The sequence below is a fragment of the Paenibacillus sp. BR1-192 genome, assembly GCF_029542445.1.
Lineage (GTDB): Bacteria > Bacillota > Bacilli > Paenibacillales > Paenibacillaceae > Paenibacillus_AQ > Paenibacillus_AQ lautus_A.
Window position 1 is genome coordinate 5,554,752 of record NZ_CP120718.1, and the last position, 18,152, is coordinate 5,572,903.

The following is an 18,152-nucleotide window of genomic DNA, read 5'->3' on the forward strand; positions in this document are numbered from 1 at the left end:
CCCAGAAAATGAACTCCAAAATGACAAAAAAACCCTCTTCCCTGGAATATTCCCGGGAAAAGGGTTCGCATCAAGTTGTCCTTCAGAATTTGATCTTGATTTGGAACAAGCCCGCTTTACGCATGGCGGAATAGATAATGACGACCAGGGGGCCGATAAAAAATCCGATCACGCCAACCAGCTTAAATCCGACATACATGCTGACCAGTGCCGGTAATGCGCCGATGCCGACGGCATCCCCAATGACCTTCGGCTCCAGCACGCGGCGGATCACCGTAATCAGGATGAACAGGAAAATCAAGCCGATCCCAGTAAAAATATCGCCTACCGCGAGCAGGTAAATGGACCATGGGATCAGTACGGAGCCTACGCCAAGGATCGGCAGGATGTCGACAATCGTGACAAGCAGGGCGATGGCAAGCGGGTAATTGATACCTAATACCAGCAAGCCGAGCAGCGTGATCACGTACGTGAACAAACTGAGGATCAGCTGGGCCCGTAAAAAGCCGAATATCGATTTTTTCAGGCTGAGCAGCACTTCATTCACCTGCGACTGGGATGACTCGTCGAACAGCGACAAGACCTTCTCGCGCATCGTATCGAGGCTGAACGCAAACAAGTATACCGCCACGCAGAATACGATGAACGTGACAAACAGGTTAGGCAGCGTTTTGGCAAAGGACAGGAAGGTTGAAGATACCGAATTGACCAGCGACTGCACATAGGAAGAAATATTCGACATAAATTCGGTAAGACTGTCGGCAAGGCCCGGCGAAACGCCGTTCAGCATGTCCTGAGCCTGAATAATCGTATGCTGAAGGAATTCATTGGCCCCCGCAAAATATTGCGGAGCCCTGCTCCAGTATTCGACCAGCTGGTTAAACACCTGAAGCCCGATCAGATAAGCCAGAAGCAGCATCAAGAGAAGAAATAGCGTGCTGGTCACGGTTGCGGCCGCAATGCGGTTCAGCCGGAGCCTTTTCATCAAGAGCCGATTTAACGGCTCCAGTGCAATAGCAATCACGATAGCCAACAGGAACGGAGCTCCGACCGTAAACATTCCGTAAAGCAACAGGAGCCCCAGACCGATAAAGATCAGCTGCTTAATCGACATAATCCACTTCCTAACCAATAGAGTCTTGCTAGTTCTGGGTGAGGCTGCTTTCCAGCTTCTGATGAATCATGACACGGGTTACGCGCAACCGGGTAGATTCCTCAACTTCAAAGACCACCCCGTCAAAGGTGGTTTTCTTCCCGACTGCCGGGTTCCCTTCCAGCTCCTTGAACAACCAACCGCCAATGGAATCGACGTCATGCTCATCAATCATCAAGCCGGTCAAATCATTCACTTCTTCGATGAGCATTCGACCGTCTACCGAAAAGGACTCATCATAGACTTCGATTTCCGGCCGCTCGTCTTCGAACTCATCGTACAGGTCCCCGACAATCTCTTCCAGAATCTTCTCAGCCGTGAGAATGCCGGCGGTCCCTCCGTATTCGTCCACCACGAGCGCAAGCTGCTCATGTCTCGCCTGCATCTTCCGCAGCACCTGGCTGATTTCCATAGATTCCGATACGTCCATAATCGGTCTCACCAAGGATGTCAGATCACGCTGTTTCTCCGGCTCTGCCAGAAGGAGATCCGTAATGTGGACAAATCCGATGATGCGGTCCTTGTTGTCCGTGGCAACCGGGTAACGGGAATGCTTCGTCTCATTGACGATCCGAAGGTTCTCCTCCAAGGTAAAATTGGTGAACAATACGTCCATATCCGTCCTCGGCAGCATAATTTCCCTGGCTCTCAAATCGGAAAAATCGAACAGGTTGTCCATCAATTTCATCTCGTTCTCGTCGATGACACCGCTCCGTGCGCTCTCGGTCATCAGAATCCGAATCTCTTCCTCGGAGTGGGCTGCCTCGGCCTCGCTTGCGGGCTCGATGCCGACCAGCTTCAGAATACGGTTAGCGGAAGCATTGAGCACCCAGATCACCGGCAGAAAAATGCGGTAAAACCAGAGAAGCGGGGCTGACAGAAGCAGTGCCGTGCCCTCCGTCCGCTGAATAGCCAAGGATTTCGGTGCAAGCTCCCCTAACACAATATGCAAAAAGGTGATAATACAGAAGCCCACCGCGACCGATATCGTGCTGATCAATCGCTCATCCGCAAAGCCGATGCTGTGCATGATGGGGGCTACCAGCAATTCGGAAATGGCGGGCTCCCCGATCCAGCCGAGTCCCAGGGAAGTCAGGGTAATCCCGAGTTGGGTGGCGGATAAATAAGCATCCAGCTTTTGGTTTACTTTCAGCGCAATGCCGGCAAGCCGGTTCCCTTCGCTAACGAGCTGGGTCAGCCTGGATTGGCGCATTTTCACGAGTGAAAATTCGGCGGCTACAAACACGCCGTTCAACAAAACGAGCAGGAAAACCAAGAGTAAATTCAAAATCAGTTTCCCGACCTCAAATCCCTCTGCCATGATGACACGCCTTCTTTCTAGGGTTCTAGTTTGTCTTTGCTTTTCTCGACTTGAAATCCACACCCCGATAGTACATGTCGGCTACCAACAGGTTCGGGCCGCAGCAGCTCACTGCATCGCAGTGACAGTTGACCGTTTGATTCAACGGATGCCCTGTAGACCATGCGTCAAAAATATCGTCCAGCTTCTGTTCCTTAATATTACCAAAAGCCGGGATATCAGCAAAATCCGTTACGTACACGTCGCCCGAGAATAAATTCACATTCACCCGGTTACGGCCATCCGGATCGTTCCGCACCGTTACGTTCGGTTCTTGCCGCAAGCGGCGAATGATCTCCTGGTCATGATCGTCCGAGCTGCAGGCATAGAACGGCAGCGTTCCGAACAGCATCCACATGTCCCTGTCTCGGACATCCAGCAAATGATGGATGGCGGCTTTCGTATCGGCCAAAGACAAGACGGGCAGCGCGGATGCAAAGTTCGAAGCATACATCGGGTGAACCTCGTGCCGCTTGCAGCCCATGTCCTTGATCAGCTTATGAATACCGCCCAGTTTCGTATGCGTTCTGTAGTTAATCATTGATTCGGCGGATATGTACATGCCGGCCGCGCTCAGCTTCTCGGAATTGATCAGCATCGTGTCGTACATCTTGTATGCCGTTTCCTTGGAGACAGGGCGAGCGCTATTCGCAAATCCGACCTCATAAAAGTCGTCCCCGTTCAAGTAATTGAACGAAATATGCATAACGTCCAGATAGGGCAGCATCTTCTCGTACCTGCCGATATCCAGCGTCAGATTGGAGTTGATCTGAGTCCGGATTCCCCGTTCCTTGGCGTACTTGAGCAGGGGAACAATCACGTTATCCACCGTTTTGCCCAGAAACGCCGGTTCACCGCCCGTCAAGCTGATCGTCTGCAGATGCTCTACCTCATCCAGCCGCTTCAGCATCGTATCCAGGGGCAGCATCGGGGCTTCCTTCATGACGAGCATATCACCGACAGCGCAATGCTCGCAGCGCATATTGCACAGATGCGTCACTGTCATTTCCACGCTGGTCAGCACGTGGCGGCCATGCTCGCGCAGCAGGAAGTTATCGGATCCCACGGATCATAACTCGGCGAAATAGGCCTTACGGCTGATGGAAACGGCTGTGCTGTATTACTCATGGTTCACTCACCTTATTTCTTTGAATTACCGATTCAGTCAGTACAACTTGCTTGGATGTACTCTACGGTTTTGATAATGTCCATTATATGATTATAACATACCCAAACAGAAGGCTTCTGCTTGGTTCGGCTGGAAATCATCCGGATTCCCCCGTTTGTCTGAACGTTCCTTGGAAGCAAGCTTAGATGCCGGAAACATCCATGCGGGACTCCACCAATTCGCTCTGCCCAGCATCTTCATGAATGCAGGCACAAGCAGCACCCGAATCACGGTCGCGTCCAGCAGAATGGCTGCTGTCAGGCCTAAACCGATCGCTTTCATCACTTCATTGTCCGTAAATACGAAGGCACCCACAACGACGGCCAGAATCAGAGCCGCGCTGGTAATCAAACCGCCCGTACTCTCCAAGCCCTCGGCCGTGCTGAATTCGTTATCCCCCGTCCGTTCATAGTTCTCCATGATCCGCGAGAGCATCATGACTTCATAGTCCATCGATATGCCGAACACCACGCAGAATATCAGGACCGGCAAAAGCGCGAAGATGGACCCTGTAGAGGAAACGCCCAGCCACTCCGCACCAATGCCCTCCTGAAATACCCACACCACGATACCGAGTCCGGCGCCCAGGCTGAGCATGTTCATGACGCTGGCCTTTAAGGGGAGCACGATCGACCGGAATGCGAAGAGGAGGATGATATAAGTCACCGCAAATACAAATACCAGGACGTAGGAAATGTTCTGCTGGATGGCTTCCATGATGTCCAGTTTATACGCGGGGCTGCCGGTGACATAGGTCTTCAGTTCATTCGTATCCATGGTCCGCAGCGCTTGGACAAGCTGCATCGTGAGTGCATGGGATTCCTCATGCTCCGGAGTCACGGCAACGGCTGCCATATTTCCTCTGACAAAACGATGCTGCTCCAGCTGCTGGCGGATCTCTTGGCGGGACAGAACGTTTGATACTTCCTCCACCGAACCCCTGCCAACGCTCAGATAACTCTCTACCCGCTTCACGCCTGGCATGAGCCTGATTTCATCCGTGTACGCCTTCATCAGCTCGATGCTGTGCGGATCCGCATAGGAGGACGGAAGCTCCACCGCCACAACGATCGAATTCAATTCGCGTTCGTCATAAGCCTGCGTAAGCAGGTCGTGGCCATAACGGGATTCATAGGCGGGGGGCAGCACTTCGGCAGCGGGGATGGCAATGCTCATGTTTCGGACCGGATAGATCGCTACCAGCAGCAAACCGATCGCTGCTACAGAGATGGTCACGGGATGGGCCATAACAAAACCGGAGATCCTTCTCCACATACCCGAGGTCTGCCGGCCCCGAAGCGACCGGAGTTTGGCCGGAAAGAGAGGGAGCGCATCGATGCGGGGGCCCAGCATCCCCAATAAAGCCGGAAGAAGCGTGTTGCCGGCCAGCACCGAGAACAGCACGACGGTAATGCCGCCTATGCTGAAAGAGCGGAAGATCGGCAGGTCGATGAAACTCATCGCCACAAAACCGATCAACACGGCAGCACCCGAGAACATCACTGCTTTGCCGGCGGTTGCGCAAGTGATAGCCAGGGCGGATCCCACATCCCCGCTCCGTGTCCGCAATTCTTCTTTGAAGCGGCTAACGATCAGCAAGGCATAATCAATGCCTACGGCCAGACCCAGCATCGTGACGACATTCGGAAGAAAATTGCTGATCGAGCCGTCGGCCAAAGCGACAAAATACAGAATGCCCATCGTGACCACCACGCTGACAATTCCGGCGATTAAAGGAAGAAGCGCGGCAGTCAATGTGCCGAATACGACCGCCAGGATGAGCAAGGCTGCAGGAATGCCTATCATTTCCGCATGGATAATATCGCTCTTAACGGCTTGATTCATATCGGCGAAGATGGCGGTATTTCCCGTTATGTACGTATCCGCTCCCGTGATGTCGGGAACCGAGTCTCTGATCTCTTCAAACTGCTGCAGGGCTTTCGAGGAATCCAGATCCAGCAGCACCGTCACGGATACGATATGATCCTGGCCTGCCTGATGAGCTGCGATATTCATATACATATCCCTGACATATGGGCGGTCACGCAAAGGCGCAAGCTCCGTCAGTATCCGCCTCTGCGCCGTCCCTGCCGTCAGGTTCTCATCGTGTCGACTGACAACGACGATATCTAGCGAGGCTGCCGACAATCCCAGACCCTCCTCCAGCTTCTCGATTCCGATCTGGGCCGGGCTATCCTTCGGCGTAAACCCGTTATGCTGCAATATGGACGGCAGCTTGAACGCAAACGGAAGCAGCACGCAAAACAAAATAAGCCAGGTTACAACAATGGCTTTACGGTAGCGGTAAATCAGTCGCCCCCATGTATGCAGCAATGTTGCATGGCCGTTACGTCTCACGAGTCAACCTCCTTATGCTCCAGTTTGATCTATGGTGCTCTGTCCGATGCCGGCGATCATAACGGCCAGCGTCTCGGATAAATCCAATTCGTAAGGCGCGGATAACGGGGTGCCCTCGGCATCCGTCAATACGCGGACAACGGGTCGATGCGGCACATGCGCGTGGATCCTGGATACCACTCCATTCTCACCCGTATGCAATTTCACGGTGATCCCGGGAGGATATATCGCTACCCGATCCCGAAACATGGCCAGGAATGATTGTTCATACAGCGTTCCCGATCCGGCGTACATGACCTCCACCGCTTCGTGCGGCAGCAATGCAGGCTTGTACACCCGCTGCGTGGTCATCGCGTCGTAAGAATCCGTAATCGCGATCCATTTGGCGTATTCATGGATGTCAGGTCCCTTCAAAGCCCGGGGATAACCGCTGCCATCCAGGCGCTCATGATGTGACAGGGCGCAATGCGCCGATAACAGCGGAATGTTGGGCTCGTCCTTCAATATTTTGAAGCCGATCTCGGTGTGCTTCTGGACCTCGCGAAATTCCTCCTCGCTAAGCCGTCCTGGATGGTTCAGCAGCTTCTGGCTTATCCGCGTTTTGCCGATATCGTGCAGCAGGGCCCCCAGGCCGAGCACCCTCAGCTCTTCCCGGTTATACCCGTAAGAAACGCCAAGAACCGTCGAGTAGACGCATACGTTCAGAGAATGACGGTACAGGTTGTAATCGTTCGTATTCATATCGGTCAGCAGCACCATGCCCTCATCATGCTCCGAAATTTCATCCATAATGGACTCCATCATTCCGGAGAACGTTTTGCCCAAATGAAGGAAGCTGCCTTTCAGAGCAGCCTGGCTCTCCAGGTTCTTGAAGCTGGTCCGAATCGATTGGATCGCCTGCAGCCGCGTCTCTTCGGTCAACAGCTCCGGAACCACGATATCCTCCGTCATCGGATCCTCGATGTATACATACCCGAGTTCCAGCGTGCCCAGACGGCGGATCAGCCCGGCTGTCAGTTCCACGCCCTCGGCAAGCAGGATTAAACCGTCACTATTGTATATTTTCTTACCAAGAACCATGCCCGGCCTCAACGCGTTGATAGGTATAAGACGCAAAATCCGTCACTTCCTCTGCTATTCTGAAACTTGTGTGGGATATAGCGTCTAGTCTTCAGTGGATCACGATACGAAGAAGCCGGATCTCCTTCTTGTGTCTACTCCTGCTTAATGCATGATGAACAGCCAAAAAACGGCAGCGAGACCAAAACGGTAGATCGCAAAATGAGTAAGCCTTATCTTCTGTATGAGTTTCATGAAGGCCAAGACGACAAAATAAGCGACAACAAACGAAACGATAAAACCGGCTAGAAATACGCCGATCGTATCTAAAGTAAAATATCGGTAAGAATCCAGCAATTCATATCCCGATGCGGCACACATGATGGGAATCGCGATAATAAACGAGAAATCGGCCGATGCCTTATAACTCACGCCGCTAAGCATGCCCCCGGAGATCGTGGACCCCGAACGGGAAAAGCCCGGCCATAAGACGGATATGATCTGGTAGATCCCAATCAGAAAGGCCTGCTTATATGTCAAATCATCCATATCATGCGCGGTCACTTGGACTTTATGCTTATTGTACCATTCCGCAAAAATCATAAAAATGCCGCCGGCAACGAGCGCAAACAGCACCGTCTGCGCATGGAACAGGCTTTTGATGAAATCCCTCGCAAAAAACGCAACCAGCAGGGCCGGAGCAATCCCCAAAAATATATGCATCAGGTTCAATCGCCTCCGAGGCACTTTCCGGGTCAACGGCTCGCTTCGGCTCCACCCGAGCAGATTCAAAATCCGATTCCAATAAACTATCGCGATCGCCAAAATGGCTCCCAGCTGAATGACAACCTCAAACGTCTTCATGATCGGTGTTTGGTCATCGTAACCGAGCACCTTGGCCGTCAAAATCATGTGGCCCGTGGAAGACACCGGAATGAATTCGGTTAGTCCTTCCACGATCCCCAGTATGATGGATGTGATAAAATCCATGTCCTATCCCTCCCCTTACCTTTGTCCTCCTCATATGTATGCTCGGCCAAAGGAAGTTAGTCGGGGGTTGTCAGGATATCCAGCGTGAAATCATGGACGCTTCAAGCGATCCGGGACGCGAAAGCTCGCTCCGCAGCAGGTCTCGAATAAACTCGGGCAGCATATAAACCGTATCCGTTCCAAGCGCCAGGGTCTCGTATCCGATTTTAAAAGTAAACATGTCGAGCGTTCCCACATGATATTCCCGCTGCCATTCCAGCGGTTGTCCCTTGAAGGAGATTTGCGTGATCTTCCGGTAAGGTTCTCCATCCTTGTCATATCGGATCTTTAATCCATCGACGGCCAGGCCCCCTAACAGATACCCGCGGAAGCCGAAGCCCATGATCTTCTTCCCGCTAAACTCCGGAAGCAGACTCTCTTCAAGCGCCTGATAGATGTGTTCTCCCCGCAATTTCACGACACAGGGATTAATCGGTGACGGGCACAAACCATGCAGCATCCCGGTGCTGATTTCGCCCTCCGGCAGCGGTCCCAGCAGCTGCCCGGAATTGACGATCGCAATTTCGGCGCCCGTGTGCTGCAGCACGGCCTGAGCCAACAGGTTCGCAAACGGCGATTCCTCCTCATAATGGATCGGCAGGCTGCGGTCGATTACGGCCACGGCTTCGGTTAACTTCTCCTTGGCCAGCTCACGATGTTTCAGGATGGCCTGCTCCACGATGGGCTCCATTAAGCTTTTATCCACAGGCAGCAAGGTTCCCTCTACGCATGCAAACCGTTCACCAACGTCATTCCGCTCCATAACGAGGCGGCCTACGTATTGTCCGAATTTGCCCGCGCCGCATACGGCTGTCTTCCCGATCATTAGCGGCTCCTCAAGGATGTGATGGGTATGGCCGCCAAGTATGACATCAATGCCTTCTACATGTTCTGCTAATCTTTTATCAATCGTTAGTCCTAAATGGGATAAAACGATAACGATATCACACTGGCCCTGAAGCGCTCGAACCTGTTCGGCGATGGCCTCCACCGGGTCTCCTGCTTCCCAGCCTAACAATTGATAAAATCCTGCAAAAGCTGCCGTCGCGCCGGTGAGCCCGATCGAAATGCCATCCCGCTCTAGGATCACATGCCGTTTCATCCATGAAGGAGGACTGCCGCTCTCCGTCTCCCTGATGTTGCAGCAAACGACAGGGCACTGCAGTCCGGCATATACATGCTCCAGAACATCATACGAAATGGTCAGGCCTTCGTTATTGCCGATCGTAATCGCGTCGTATCCTGTCAAATTAATGACATCCACATTCGCTTGCCCCATTGAGCCTTCGGTTTCCACCGATGCGCGATCCATATGGTCTCCGATATCCAGTACGATCGACTTATCGCCGGCAGCCGTCTTTTCCCGGGAAATAAGTGCCGCCACATTGCTCATCATCTCGAAATGGCTGTGTATATCGTTGGTATATAATATGGTCAGCTTTTGTTTATTGCTTTTAAGCCCCATCTGGCGGCCCCCTCCCAAGTTACTTTTACGATAATTTCCGGTCTTACAAGCATAACATTTTAGCGAAGAATATGGTATATTGTAGCCCATAAGAATTACGAGGTGATCAAAATGTCGACAACCATTTCCATACTGCTATTCGCCGGATTAGCCGATCGCATCGGCACGGCTTCACTTGCATTCAGCGTACCCGCCCTTCCCCTTACGACCGGGGATTTGAAGCGGCTTCTTAGCGAGGCTTATCCTGATGCCCAATCCCAGATTGCCACGGCCTTCGTTGCGGTCAATCAAGAATATGCGCTGCCGGATCAGCTTATTCAGAGCGGGGACGAGGTGGCTCTGATTCCGCCTGTGTCCGGCGGAGACGGAACCAACCTGCAGGACACAGACTCCAGTTCCTCGTCAGACGGAACGTGCACCATCACCTGCCACCGGCTGTCCGTGGAAGAAACCATCGCCAAAGTGCATGATGATAACCATGGCGCAACGCTTTCCTTTGTAGGCACGACGCGGGAGATAACCGGTCAGATGCGAACGGTAACGCTGGAGTATGAAGCTTACATTCCGATGGCCCTGAAAGAAATGCAGCAAATCTGCATGGACATCCACGGCCGATGGCCCGGCACGAAATGCGCGATTTCCCACCGTATCGGTACGGTCGGAATCGGGGAAACCAGCGTCGTTATCGCCGTATCTTCACCGCATCGGGAAACATGTTACGAAGCAAGCCGATATGCCATCGAGCAGTTGAAGCGATCCGTTCCGATCTGGAAGAAGGAGATATGGGACGATGGATCCGAGTGGAAAGGGGCGCAGACCGGACCCTGGGACCCAATGGCTAGGCAATAAGTCGCGATTATATCATTGTAAAACCATAATTTTCTTGCTAAGATAGTTTTGATCTTTTTACTTATATAAGGGCAAGAGGTGCAATGATTTGAGAGTACATGTCACGGACCTGAAACCCGGTGATCAAATACAGCAGGATGCTTACAACACTAACGGCGTTCATGTTCTGCAAAAAGGAGCTTTGCTACGTTCAGAGGATATATCCAAGCTATTGCAGCACGGCATCGATTACATAGAAATACGGCCGCGCGCGCTGTCCGTATCCCTCGATCCGTTATCTGAAATTTCGGACTCGTTCAACAAGGTTAAACCTCACTTTAACCTTGCGTTTGACGGATGCTCCGCCTTATTTACGGAAGCATCCCAATCCGGAAAGTTCAATGAATCCCTTGTAGACGATGTTTTCCAGCCACTGGTCGGCTCGCTGAACGAGCATACGGATGTGGTATCCCTGCTTCTGCTGTTTAATGGAACAGACGATTATACCTACAGGCATTCCATTCAAGTAGGGATGCTATCCTACTACATCGCGGATTGGATGGGTTACTCCGGCAAGGAAGCCTATGAAATCGGCAAGGCAGGCTATCTCCATGATATCGGCAAGAGTAAGATTTCAAGGGATATCCTGGACAAGCCCGGCAAGCTGACCCCCGAGGAATTCGAGGAAGTGAAGCTGCACACCATCTATGGTTACGAGATGATCGCCGAATCCATGGATGACAAGGTGACCGCCATGGTCGCGCTTCAGCACCATGAACGGGATGACCGTTCGGGCTATCCGCGAGCGCTCCATGCAGACCAGATTCATCCGTACTCTCATATTTGCGCGGTAGCCGATGTCTACAGCGCCATGACAACGAACCGTGTTTATCAGTCCAAGCAGCAGCTGCTAACCGTTCTGCGCGAGCTGTACAGTCTCAGCTTCGGGAAGCTGAACGGCAAGCCGACGCACGCTTTCATTCAGCAGATGCTGCCGAATTTCATCGGCAAAAAGGTTCTGCTGACGACGGGCGAATCCGGCATCATCGTCATGAACCATCCTTCGGATTACTTCCGTCCGCTTGTAAAGACCGATGATCGTTTCATCGACCTCTCCAAGGAATATCATACCGAGATTCAAGAGATTCTGTTGTGACCTGTGTCCCTATAGATAATCCGGAAGCTGCTAAATCGCTTGCTCCCCTGCTTGAATAACCAGTATTGCCGTCAGCCTTGAGGCTGGCGTTTTTAGCATCTGCCTTGTGGCGTTTTTCACATCAAATCTTATTGGATTTTGGCAAAATCGAAGACGTATCCAACCGGCCTGTGCAATCTATAAATCTCTTCGTCCGCGTCTCGGTGCCATTCCCATAAACGTTCAAGCACAATAAAAAGAGCGAATCACCCATCCCTGAGTGATTCGCTCCTGTCTTCATATGAACTACTTAGCCGATGGAACCTTCCATCTCGAACTTGATCAGGCGGTTCATTTCAACGGCATACTCCATCGGAAGTTCTTTGGTGAACGGCTCGATGAAGCCCATAACAATCATCTGCGTAGCTTCGTCTTCCGTAAGTCCGCGGCTCATGAGGTAGAACAATTGATCCTCGGATACCTTGGAGACGGTCGCCTCATGCTCCAGCGTAATGTTGTCGTTTTTGATTTCGTTGTAAGGAATCGTATCGGACGTCGACTCGTTATCAAGAATGAGTGTATCGCACTTAATGTTCGCTTTCGCGCCTTCCGCATTGCGGCCGAACGAGGCGAGACCGCGGTATGTTACTTTACCGCCATGCTTACTGATCGATTTCGATACGATCGTGGACGTCGTATCCGGCGCCAGGTGGAGCATTTTCGCCCCAGCGTCCTGATGCTGGCCTTTGCCCGCAACCGCGATGGAAAGCACCATCCCTTTGGCACCGCGTCCTTTCAGGACGACAGCAGGGTATTTCATCGTCAGCTTGGAGCCGATGTTACCATCCACCCATTCCATCGTTGCGTTCTCTTCCGCAACCGCGCGCTTCGTTACGAGGTTGTAGATGTTCGGTGCCCAGTTCTGAATCGTCGTGTAGCGAACACGCGCGTTCTTTTTGCAGATGATCTCAACCACGGCACTGTGAAGCGAGTTCGTGCTGTAGATCGGAGCCGTACAGCCTTCAACGTAATGCACGAAGCTGTCCTCGTCGGCAATGATCAGCGTGCGTTCGAACTGACCCATGTTCTCGGAGTTGATCCGGAAGTAGGCTTGCAGCGGAATTTCGCACTGTACGCCTTTCGGCACATAGATGAAGCTTCCGCCGGACCATACCGCACTGTTCAAAGCCGCGAATTTGTTATCCGTCGGAGGTACGACCGTTGCAAAGTACTCTTTCAGAATCTCCGGATGCTCTCTAAGAGCCGTGTCGGTATCCATGAAGATAACGCCTTGATCCTCTAGATCCTTTTGCATATTATGGTAGACCACTTCGGATTCGTACTGCGCGGATACGCCCGCCAGGAACTTCTGCTCTGCTTCGGGAATCCCCAACTTATCGAAGGTTTCCTTGATCTCGGCCGGTACTTCCTCCCACGTCTTGCCTTGCTTCTCGGAAGGTCTTACATAATACTGGATATCGTTGAAATCCAGCTCGTCGAGATCGCCGCCCCAACGAGGCATCGGCATTTTCTCGAACTGCTCCAGAGCCTTCAAACGGAATTCCAGCATCCATTCCGGCTCGTTCTTGATTTTGGATATTTCCGTAACGACTTCACGCGTCAAACCTTTGCCGGTTTGGAAAATAGCCTTGTGCTCGTCACGGAAACCATATTTATACTCTTCCATTTCTGGCGCTTTTTTAGCCATTTAACTTACCTCCCTATCGATCTGTTCATTCGCTTACTTCGCGTCAATTCCTTTTCGGAGTGCGTTCCAAGCAAGTGTTGCGCATTTAATGCGTGCAGGAAACTTGTTAACACCGGATAGGGCTTCAATATCCTCGTACTCGTCAAAATCCACTTCATCGCCTTTCATAAGGGAAGAAAAGCGGTCCGCCAAACTGATGGCTTCATCGAGCGTTCTTCCTTTTACGGCGTCCGTCATCATCGAAGCGGAAGACATGCTGATGGAGCAGCCTTCCCCCGTATATTTGGCATCGGCGACCACGCCGTTCTCTACCTTAAGCTGCAAGGAAATGCGATCTCCGCAAGTCGGATTGTTCAAATCGATGGTTACCGCATCTTCTTCAAACTTGCCGCGATTGCGGGGGTTCTTATAATGATCCATGATGACACGTCTGTACAAATCGTCAAGTTGCATCGCCAAAATACTCCTTTGTCTGGATTAAGGCGCTAACTAATCGATCAACGTCCTCTTCTGTATTATACAGATAAAAGCTCGCGCGTGCCGTGGAAGATACTTTTAACCAACGCATAAGCGGTTGACAGCAATGATGTCCGGCACGAATCGCAATCCCCTGGGCATCCAGAACGGTTGCCACGTCATGCGGATGAACGTCTCCAAGATTGAATGTGATAAGGCCCACTTTACGCTTACGGGGACCGTAAATGGAGATGCCTTTGATCTCGGAGATCCGGTCCATGGCGTAGTTCGCAAGCTGAGCCTCATGCCGTTCGATGGCGTCCATTCCGATTTCCTCCAGGAAATCGATCGCGGCGCCAAGTCCGACAGCTCCTGCAATGATGGGCGTGCCGCCCTCAAACTTCCAAGGGAGCTCCTTCCAGTTCGATTCGTACAACCCGACGTCATTGATCATCTCTCCGCCGAATTCGATCGGCTCCATTGATTCCAGCAGCGCCTTCTTGCCGTATAATGCGCCGATACCTGTTGGAGCACACATCTTGTGTCCGGACAAAGCGTAGAAATCGCAGTCCAGGTCCTGAACGTCCACTTTCATGTGCGGCGTGCTTTGCGCCCCGTCCACCACGATAACGGCACCGTGCCGATGCGCGATTTCCGCGATTTGTTTAACGGGATGCACGACGCCCATGACGTTGGACACGTATGCGATGGCTACGACTTTCGTCCGTTCGGTCACCAGTGCCTCTACATCTTCGACACGGATCGTGCCGTCAGGCTGCAGAGGAATATATTTCAGCGTAGCGCCGACGGCGATGGCCGCCTGCTGCCACGGAATGAGATTGCTGTGATGCTCCATTTCCGTCAGGACGATTTCATCCCCAGGACCGCAAACGGAGCGTGCGTAGGATGAAGCCACCAGATTCAGGGCCGTCGTCGTTCCGCGGGTGAATATAATCTGCTCCGAACTCTCGGCATTTATGAAACGGGCAACCTTCTCCCTGGCTCCTTCATAAGCATCGGTAGCACGGCTGCCGAGCGTATGAACTCCGCGGTGCACATTGGAGTTCTCCCATTCGTAGTACCGCTTGACGGCATCTATGACCACCTGCGGCTTTTGCGATGTCGCGGCATTGTCGAGATATACCAGCGGATGTCCGTTGATCTCCTGGTGAAGAATGGGAAATTGCTCACGGACGGAGGCGATCATTGTCCCAGCTTCCTTTCAACGAGCCCCTGCAGCTGGTCGCGAAGTCCCTCGAGCGGAATTTCGCTGACAACCGGAGCCAAGAAGCCGTAAATAATCAGGGATTCTGCAACGGAACGGGAGATGCCGCGGGACATCAGGTAGTAAATTTGCTCCCGGTTCACTTGTCCTACGGACGCTGCGTGACCGGCCGTTACGTCGTCCTCGTCGATCAACAGAATCGGGTTCGCGTCGCCGCGGGCTTTCGGGCTGAGCATCAGAACGCGTTCGGTCTGCTGTCCGTCCGCCTTCGTCGCACCCTTCTCGATCTTGGTAATGCCGTTGATGATGGCTTGTGCTTCTTCGCGCATGACCGCACGGGTGATCATCTGGGATGCGGAGCTCTTGCCGAAATGCTTCGCTTGCGTGGTGTAGTTGATCTTCTGGGATCCGGAACCTACCGCAATGATTTTAGCATCGGATGTCGAGCCGTTGCCCTTCAGAATGCTCATGGTGTCGCTGGCTGTATCGCCATCGTTCATCTCGCCGACGATCCACTCGATCGAAGCGTCGTTGTCAAGCACCGCGCGGCGGAACGTGACATCCGTTGCTTCTCCGGCCAATTGGTGAACGGATGCGTAACGCACCTTCGCGCCGTTCTTAGCAAACACTTCCACCACGCCGTTATGGGTTACCGGCGCAGTCAGGGAATCCGATACGTAGTTGTCTACATAAGTAATCTGACTGTTCGCTTCGGCTACGACCAGCACATGCGGAGCAAACGTTGCTTCAGCATCGTCGGTCAGCATGACCGCTTGCAGCGGAACATCGACCTCCACATTCTTGGGAACGTAGAGGAATACTCCGCCGTTCCATACGGCAGCATGCAGAGCGGCCATGGCGTGCTCATCGCTCTTAAGCGCTTGGTGCAGATAAGGTTTAACCAAATCCGCGTGTTCTTTAACCGCTGTTTCCAAATCGGTGAAAATCACGCCTTTGGCTGCGAGTTCCGGTGCCAGGCTTGCATATACGGTTCCGGAATTGCGTTGAATAACCAAACCGCCTTCTCTCGAGCCTTCGACAAGTTTGGCCACATGCTCAGGCAATTCGTCAAGGGACGCGAGTTTATTGCTCTCTTTATATTCACCGTAGCTGTGGATGTTCCAACGCTCGATGCGTTGTTTCTCCAGCTTGGGCAGTTCCAACTGGCCGGCCAGTTCCAGGGCTGCCAGACGGCTGTCTGTAAGCCAAGCCGGCTCCTGTTTACTTTCGGACAATGCCTTCAGAGCCTCAGCGTTGACCGGAAGAATGGTTTGTGTAGTCATATCGTTTCCTCCTCCCGTCTATTTACGCGTCTTGACCTACAGTTTCATCGGTAATGCCCAGCTCTTCCTTGATCCAGTCGTAACCTTCCGCTTCCAAACGCTCAGCCAGCTCAGGGCCGCCGGATTTCACGATGCGCCCTTGCATCATAACGTGAACGTAATCTGGCGTGATATAGTTAAGCAAACGCTGGTAGTGGGTAATGATCAAGAAACCGCGCTCTTCGGACTTCATGGCATTTACGCCGTTCGCCACGATTCTCAAAGCATCGATATCCAGACCGGAGTCGATTTCGTCTAGCACGACGATTTTCGGATCCAGCATCATCATTTGCAGAATTTCATTACGCTTCTTCTCACCGCCGGAGAAGCCTTCGTTCAGGTAACGGTGAGCAAACTCGGGATTCATCTCGAGCTCTTTCATTTTGCCTTCCATTTGACGAATGAACTTGATCAGGGAAATCTCGTTGCCTTCGCCGCGGCGTGCATTGATGGAGCTGCGCAGAAAATCGGAGTTCGTCACGCCGGCGATTTCGCTCGGATATTGCATGGCCAGGAACAGACCTGCGCGTGCGCGCTCGTCTACTTCCATCTCCAGCACGTCTTCATCGTCGAGGAATACTTTACCTTCGGTTACTTCATATTTAGGATGACCCATCAACGCGGAAGCCAACGTACTTTTACCCGTTCCGTTTGGTCCCATGATGGCATGAACTTCTCCGCCCTTCATCTCAAGGTTGATCCCCTTCAGGATCTCCTTGCCCTCGATCGTTGCTTTCAATCCTTCAATGACAAACTTGGTTGACATATTAGATTCCCTCCGTTGAATAGGTAGTGTATTTGTTGTCCCATATGATAACAGGATTGTACGCCCTGATTTCATAAAATAAAAAGTGATTCTTTATTTATAATCATTCTAAACTGATTATCAATGATTCTCAAGCCATTTTATAATAAAAAATGACGTATTTCAACCGGACAAGCCTTTTGGAGACAACATTCGGACAACTGTAACCATTAAAAACAGGCTTGGCCGATTAACCGGCCAAGCCTGTTTCATTCTGCCCTTTTCATCCGCCGTATATGCTGTGGCTCCCCGTGTCGGTCACGGCATCTAGGCAACGGCGTCAACCGCGCGTCGTCAGACGGTGTTGGGGGACACATAAGCTATGAGGAGGACTCGTTAACAAGCTGCCTCAAGCTGCAGCGAATATACGGAATGAATGGGGATATCATTCTATAGGAATCACGCTTTATCCAAGGTAAGAGCGCAGCATCCACATATGCTTCTCAAGATCGGCCTTGAACCCGGTGAACATGTCCGCTGTCGGCGCATCTCCGGCTTCCTCGGCCATTTCGATGCCTTCCGCCAATTCCTCGGACACGGTAGCAAAGTCCTCCACCAAGGCCTGTACCATGCCGCGGGTATCCTCGTTGCCGGAGGCCTCCTGAACGGTCGCAAGCTCCAGATATTCTTTCATCGTTGCAGCCGGCTTGCCTTTGATCGAAAGCAGGCGTTCCGCAACCTCATCCATTTTAAGCGTGATTTCGTCATAAAGCTCTTCGAATTTAACATGAAGGGAGTAGAACTGCTCTCCGGTTACATACCAGTGATAGTTGTGAAGTTTGACGTAGAGCACGTTGAAGTTCGCAACCTGCTGATTGAGCATTTGCTCCAGACTTGCGTTTTTCGTTTTTCCTGCAGCTTTGCCAGATGTAGTTTTTGCCATGGTTTATCCCTTCCTTTTCTATATGAAATGCACCCTGTACTGCGTCAAAGGAACATTCGGCAGATCGGTGTATCCCCATTGTAACTGGAACCATCTGCTAATGCTATTCCTTCATTAATATATGAGTACATCCTGTGCTTGGGCGTCTATTTGTAGTTTACCCTCAGGACTGCGAAGCGAATCAGGTTCGGCTAACCT

14 protein-coding genes and 1 pseudogene are annotated in these 18,152 nt (G+C 52.0%); 2 read left to right on the forward strand and 13 right to left on the reverse strand.

Features of this window, described 5'->3' with window-relative positions:
• Positions 1-82 precede the first annotated feature (82 nt).
• From ytvI to P0X86_RS25070, 7 genes and pseudogenes are all read right to left on the reverse strand, one after another.
• Positions 83-1,114, reverse strand: a complete 1,032-nt coding sequence (gene ytvI, locus P0X86_RS25040; protein WP_009595724.1) for a sporulation integral membrane protein YtvI — start codon at positions 1,112-1,114, stop codon at positions 83-85.
• A gap of 28 nt (positions 1,115-1,142) precedes the next feature.
• A complete protein-coding gene (locus tag P0X86_RS25045; RefSeq protein ID WP_277746735.1) occupies positions 1,143-2,474 on the reverse strand; it encodes a hemolysin family protein in 1,332 nt (443 codons plus the stop codon).
• A 25-nt stretch (positions 2,475-2,499) separates the two neighbouring features.
• Positions 2,500-3,641 (reverse strand): annotated as a pseudogene (gene yfkAB / locus P0X86_RS25050) (radical SAM/CxCxxxxC motif protein YfkAB).
• A 91-nt stretch (positions 3,642-3,732) separates the two neighbouring features.
• A complete protein-coding gene (locus P0X86_RS25055) occupies positions 3,733-6,039 on the reverse strand; it encodes an MMPL family transporter (RefSeq protein WP_277746736.1) in 2,307 nt (768 codons plus the stop codon).
• 12 nt (positions 6,040-6,051) lie between these two features.
• Positions 6,052-7,155 carry an HD-GYP domain-containing protein gene (locus P0X86_RS25060; RefSeq protein WP_009595803.1) on the reverse strand — a complete coding sequence of 368 codons (1,104 nt, stop codon included), beginning with the start codon at positions 7,153-7,155 and terminating at the stop codon, positions 6,052-6,054.
• Between the two features lie 108 nt (positions 7,156-7,263).
• Positions 7,264-8,088, reverse strand: coding sequence for an undecaprenyl-diphosphate phosphatase (locus P0X86_RS25065; RefSeq protein ID WP_009595695.1), 825 nt, complete (start codon positions 8,086-8,088; stop codon positions 7,264-7,266).
• 70 nt (positions 8,089-8,158) lie between these two features.
• Positions 8,159-9,592, reverse strand: a complete 1,434-nt coding sequence (locus P0X86_RS25070; protein ID WP_192570828.1) for a bifunctional metallophosphatase/5'-nucleotidase — start codon at positions 9,590-9,592, stop codon at positions 8,159-8,161.
• A 111-nt stretch (positions 9,593-9,703) separates the two neighbouring features.
• Between P0X86_RS25070 and moaD the strand changes: the two genes are divergently transcribed.
• Together moaD and P0X86_RS25080 are read left to right on the forward strand one after the other, a co-directional pair.
• The gene (gene moaD, locus P0X86_RS25075; RefSeq protein ID WP_277746737.1) at positions 9,704-10,441 is read left to right on the forward strand and encodes a molybdopterin converting factor subunit 1; all 738 of its coding nucleotides are present in this window, start codon (positions 9,704-9,706) and stop codon (positions 10,439-10,441) included.
• 88 nt (positions 10,442-10,529) lie between these two features.
• On the forward strand, positions 10,530-11,576 hold the full coding sequence (locus P0X86_RS25080; RefSeq protein WP_277746738.1) for an HD-GYP domain-containing protein: 1,047 nt from the start codon (positions 10,530-10,532) through the stop codon (positions 11,574-11,576).
• 289 nt (positions 11,577-11,865) lie between these two features.
• On the opposite strand, the gene sufB is transcribed toward P0X86_RS25080, so the two are convergent.
• The 6 genes from sufB to P0X86_RS25110 form a co-directional block, all read right to left on the reverse strand.
• A complete protein-coding gene (gene sufB, locus P0X86_RS25085; protein ID WP_015737014.1) occupies positions 11,866-13,263 on the reverse strand; it encodes a Fe-S cluster assembly protein SufB in 1,398 nt (465 codons plus the stop codon).
• 33 nt (positions 13,264-13,296) lie between these two features.
• On the reverse strand, positions 13,297-13,716 hold the full coding sequence (gene sufU / locus P0X86_RS25090; RefSeq protein WP_015737015.1) for a Fe-S cluster assembly sulfur transfer protein SufU: 420 nt from the start codon (positions 13,714-13,716) through the stop codon (positions 13,297-13,299).
• A complete protein-coding gene (locus P0X86_RS25095) occupies positions 13,706-14,926 on the reverse strand; it encodes a cysteine desulfurase (protein WP_277746739.1) in 1,221 nt (406 codons plus the stop codon). Before P0X86_RS25095 ends, sufU begins: the two co-directional genes overlap by 11 nt.
• Positions 14,923-16,227 (reverse strand): Fe-S cluster assembly protein SufD, encoded by a 1,305-nt coding sequence (gene sufD / locus P0X86_RS25100; protein ID WP_192570827.1) that lies wholly within the window; start codon positions 16,225-16,227, stop codon positions 14,923-14,925. Before sufD ends, P0X86_RS25095 begins: the two co-directional genes overlap by 4 nt.
• 22 nt (positions 16,228-16,249) lie before the next feature.
• On the reverse strand, positions 16,250-17,032 hold the full coding sequence (sufC, locus tag P0X86_RS25105; protein WP_015737018.1) for a Fe-S cluster assembly ATPase SufC: 783 nt from the start codon (positions 17,030-17,032) through the stop codon (positions 16,250-16,252).
• Between the two features lie 445 nt (positions 17,033-17,477).
• Entirely contained in the window at positions 17,478-17,954 is a 477-nt protein-coding gene (locus P0X86_RS25110; protein WP_277746740.1) for a Dps family protein, read from the reverse strand.
• Between the last annotated feature and the right edge of the window lie 198 nt (positions 17,955-18,152).

What these genes read in the sequence shown, in the direction of transcription:
- ytvI (WP_009595724.1), bottom strand. Translation starts at nt 1,114, where the DNA reads ATGTCGATTAAGCAGCTGATCTTTATCGGTCTGGGGCTCCTGTTGCTT.
- P0X86_RS25045 (WP_277746735.1), bottom strand. Translation starts at nt 2,474, where the DNA reads ATGGCAGAGGGATTTGAGGTCGGGAAACTGATTTTGAATTTACTCTTG.
- P0X86_RS25065 (WP_009595695.1), bottom strand. Translation starts at nt 8,088, where the DNA reads ATGGATTTTATCACATCCATCATACTGGGGATCGTGGAAGGACTAACC.
- P0X86_RS25070 (WP_192570828.1), bottom strand. Translation starts at nt 9,592, where the DNA reads ATGGGGCTTAAAAGCAATAAACAAAAGCTGACCATATTATATACCAAC.
- moaD (WP_277746737.1), top strand. Translation starts at nt 9,704, where the DNA reads ATGTCGACAACCATTTCCATACTGCTATTCGCCGGATTAGCCGATCGC.
- sufB (WP_015737014.1), bottom strand. Translation starts at nt 13,263, where the DNA reads ATGGCTAAAAAAGCGCCAGAAATGGAAGAGTATAAATATGGTTTCCGT.
- sufU (WP_015737015.1), bottom strand. Translation starts at nt 13,716, where the DNA reads ATGCAACTTGACGATTTGTACAGACGTGTCATCATGGATCATTATAAG.
- P0X86_RS25095 (WP_277746739.1), bottom strand. Translation starts at nt 14,926, where the DNA reads ATGATCGCCTCCGTCCGTGAGCAATTTCCCATTCTTCACCAGGAGATC.
- sufD (WP_192570827.1), bottom strand. Translation starts at nt 16,227, where the DNA reads ATGACTACACAAACCATTCTTCCGGTCAACGCTGAGGCTCTGAAGGCA.
- sufC (WP_015737018.1), bottom strand. Translation starts at nt 17,032, where the DNA reads ATGTCAACCAAGTTTGTCATTGAAGGATTGAAAGCAACGATCGAGGGC.
- P0X86_RS25110 (WP_277746740.1), bottom strand. Translation starts at nt 17,954, where the DNA reads ATGGCAAAAACTACATCTGGCAAAGCTGCAGGAAAAACGAAAAACGCA.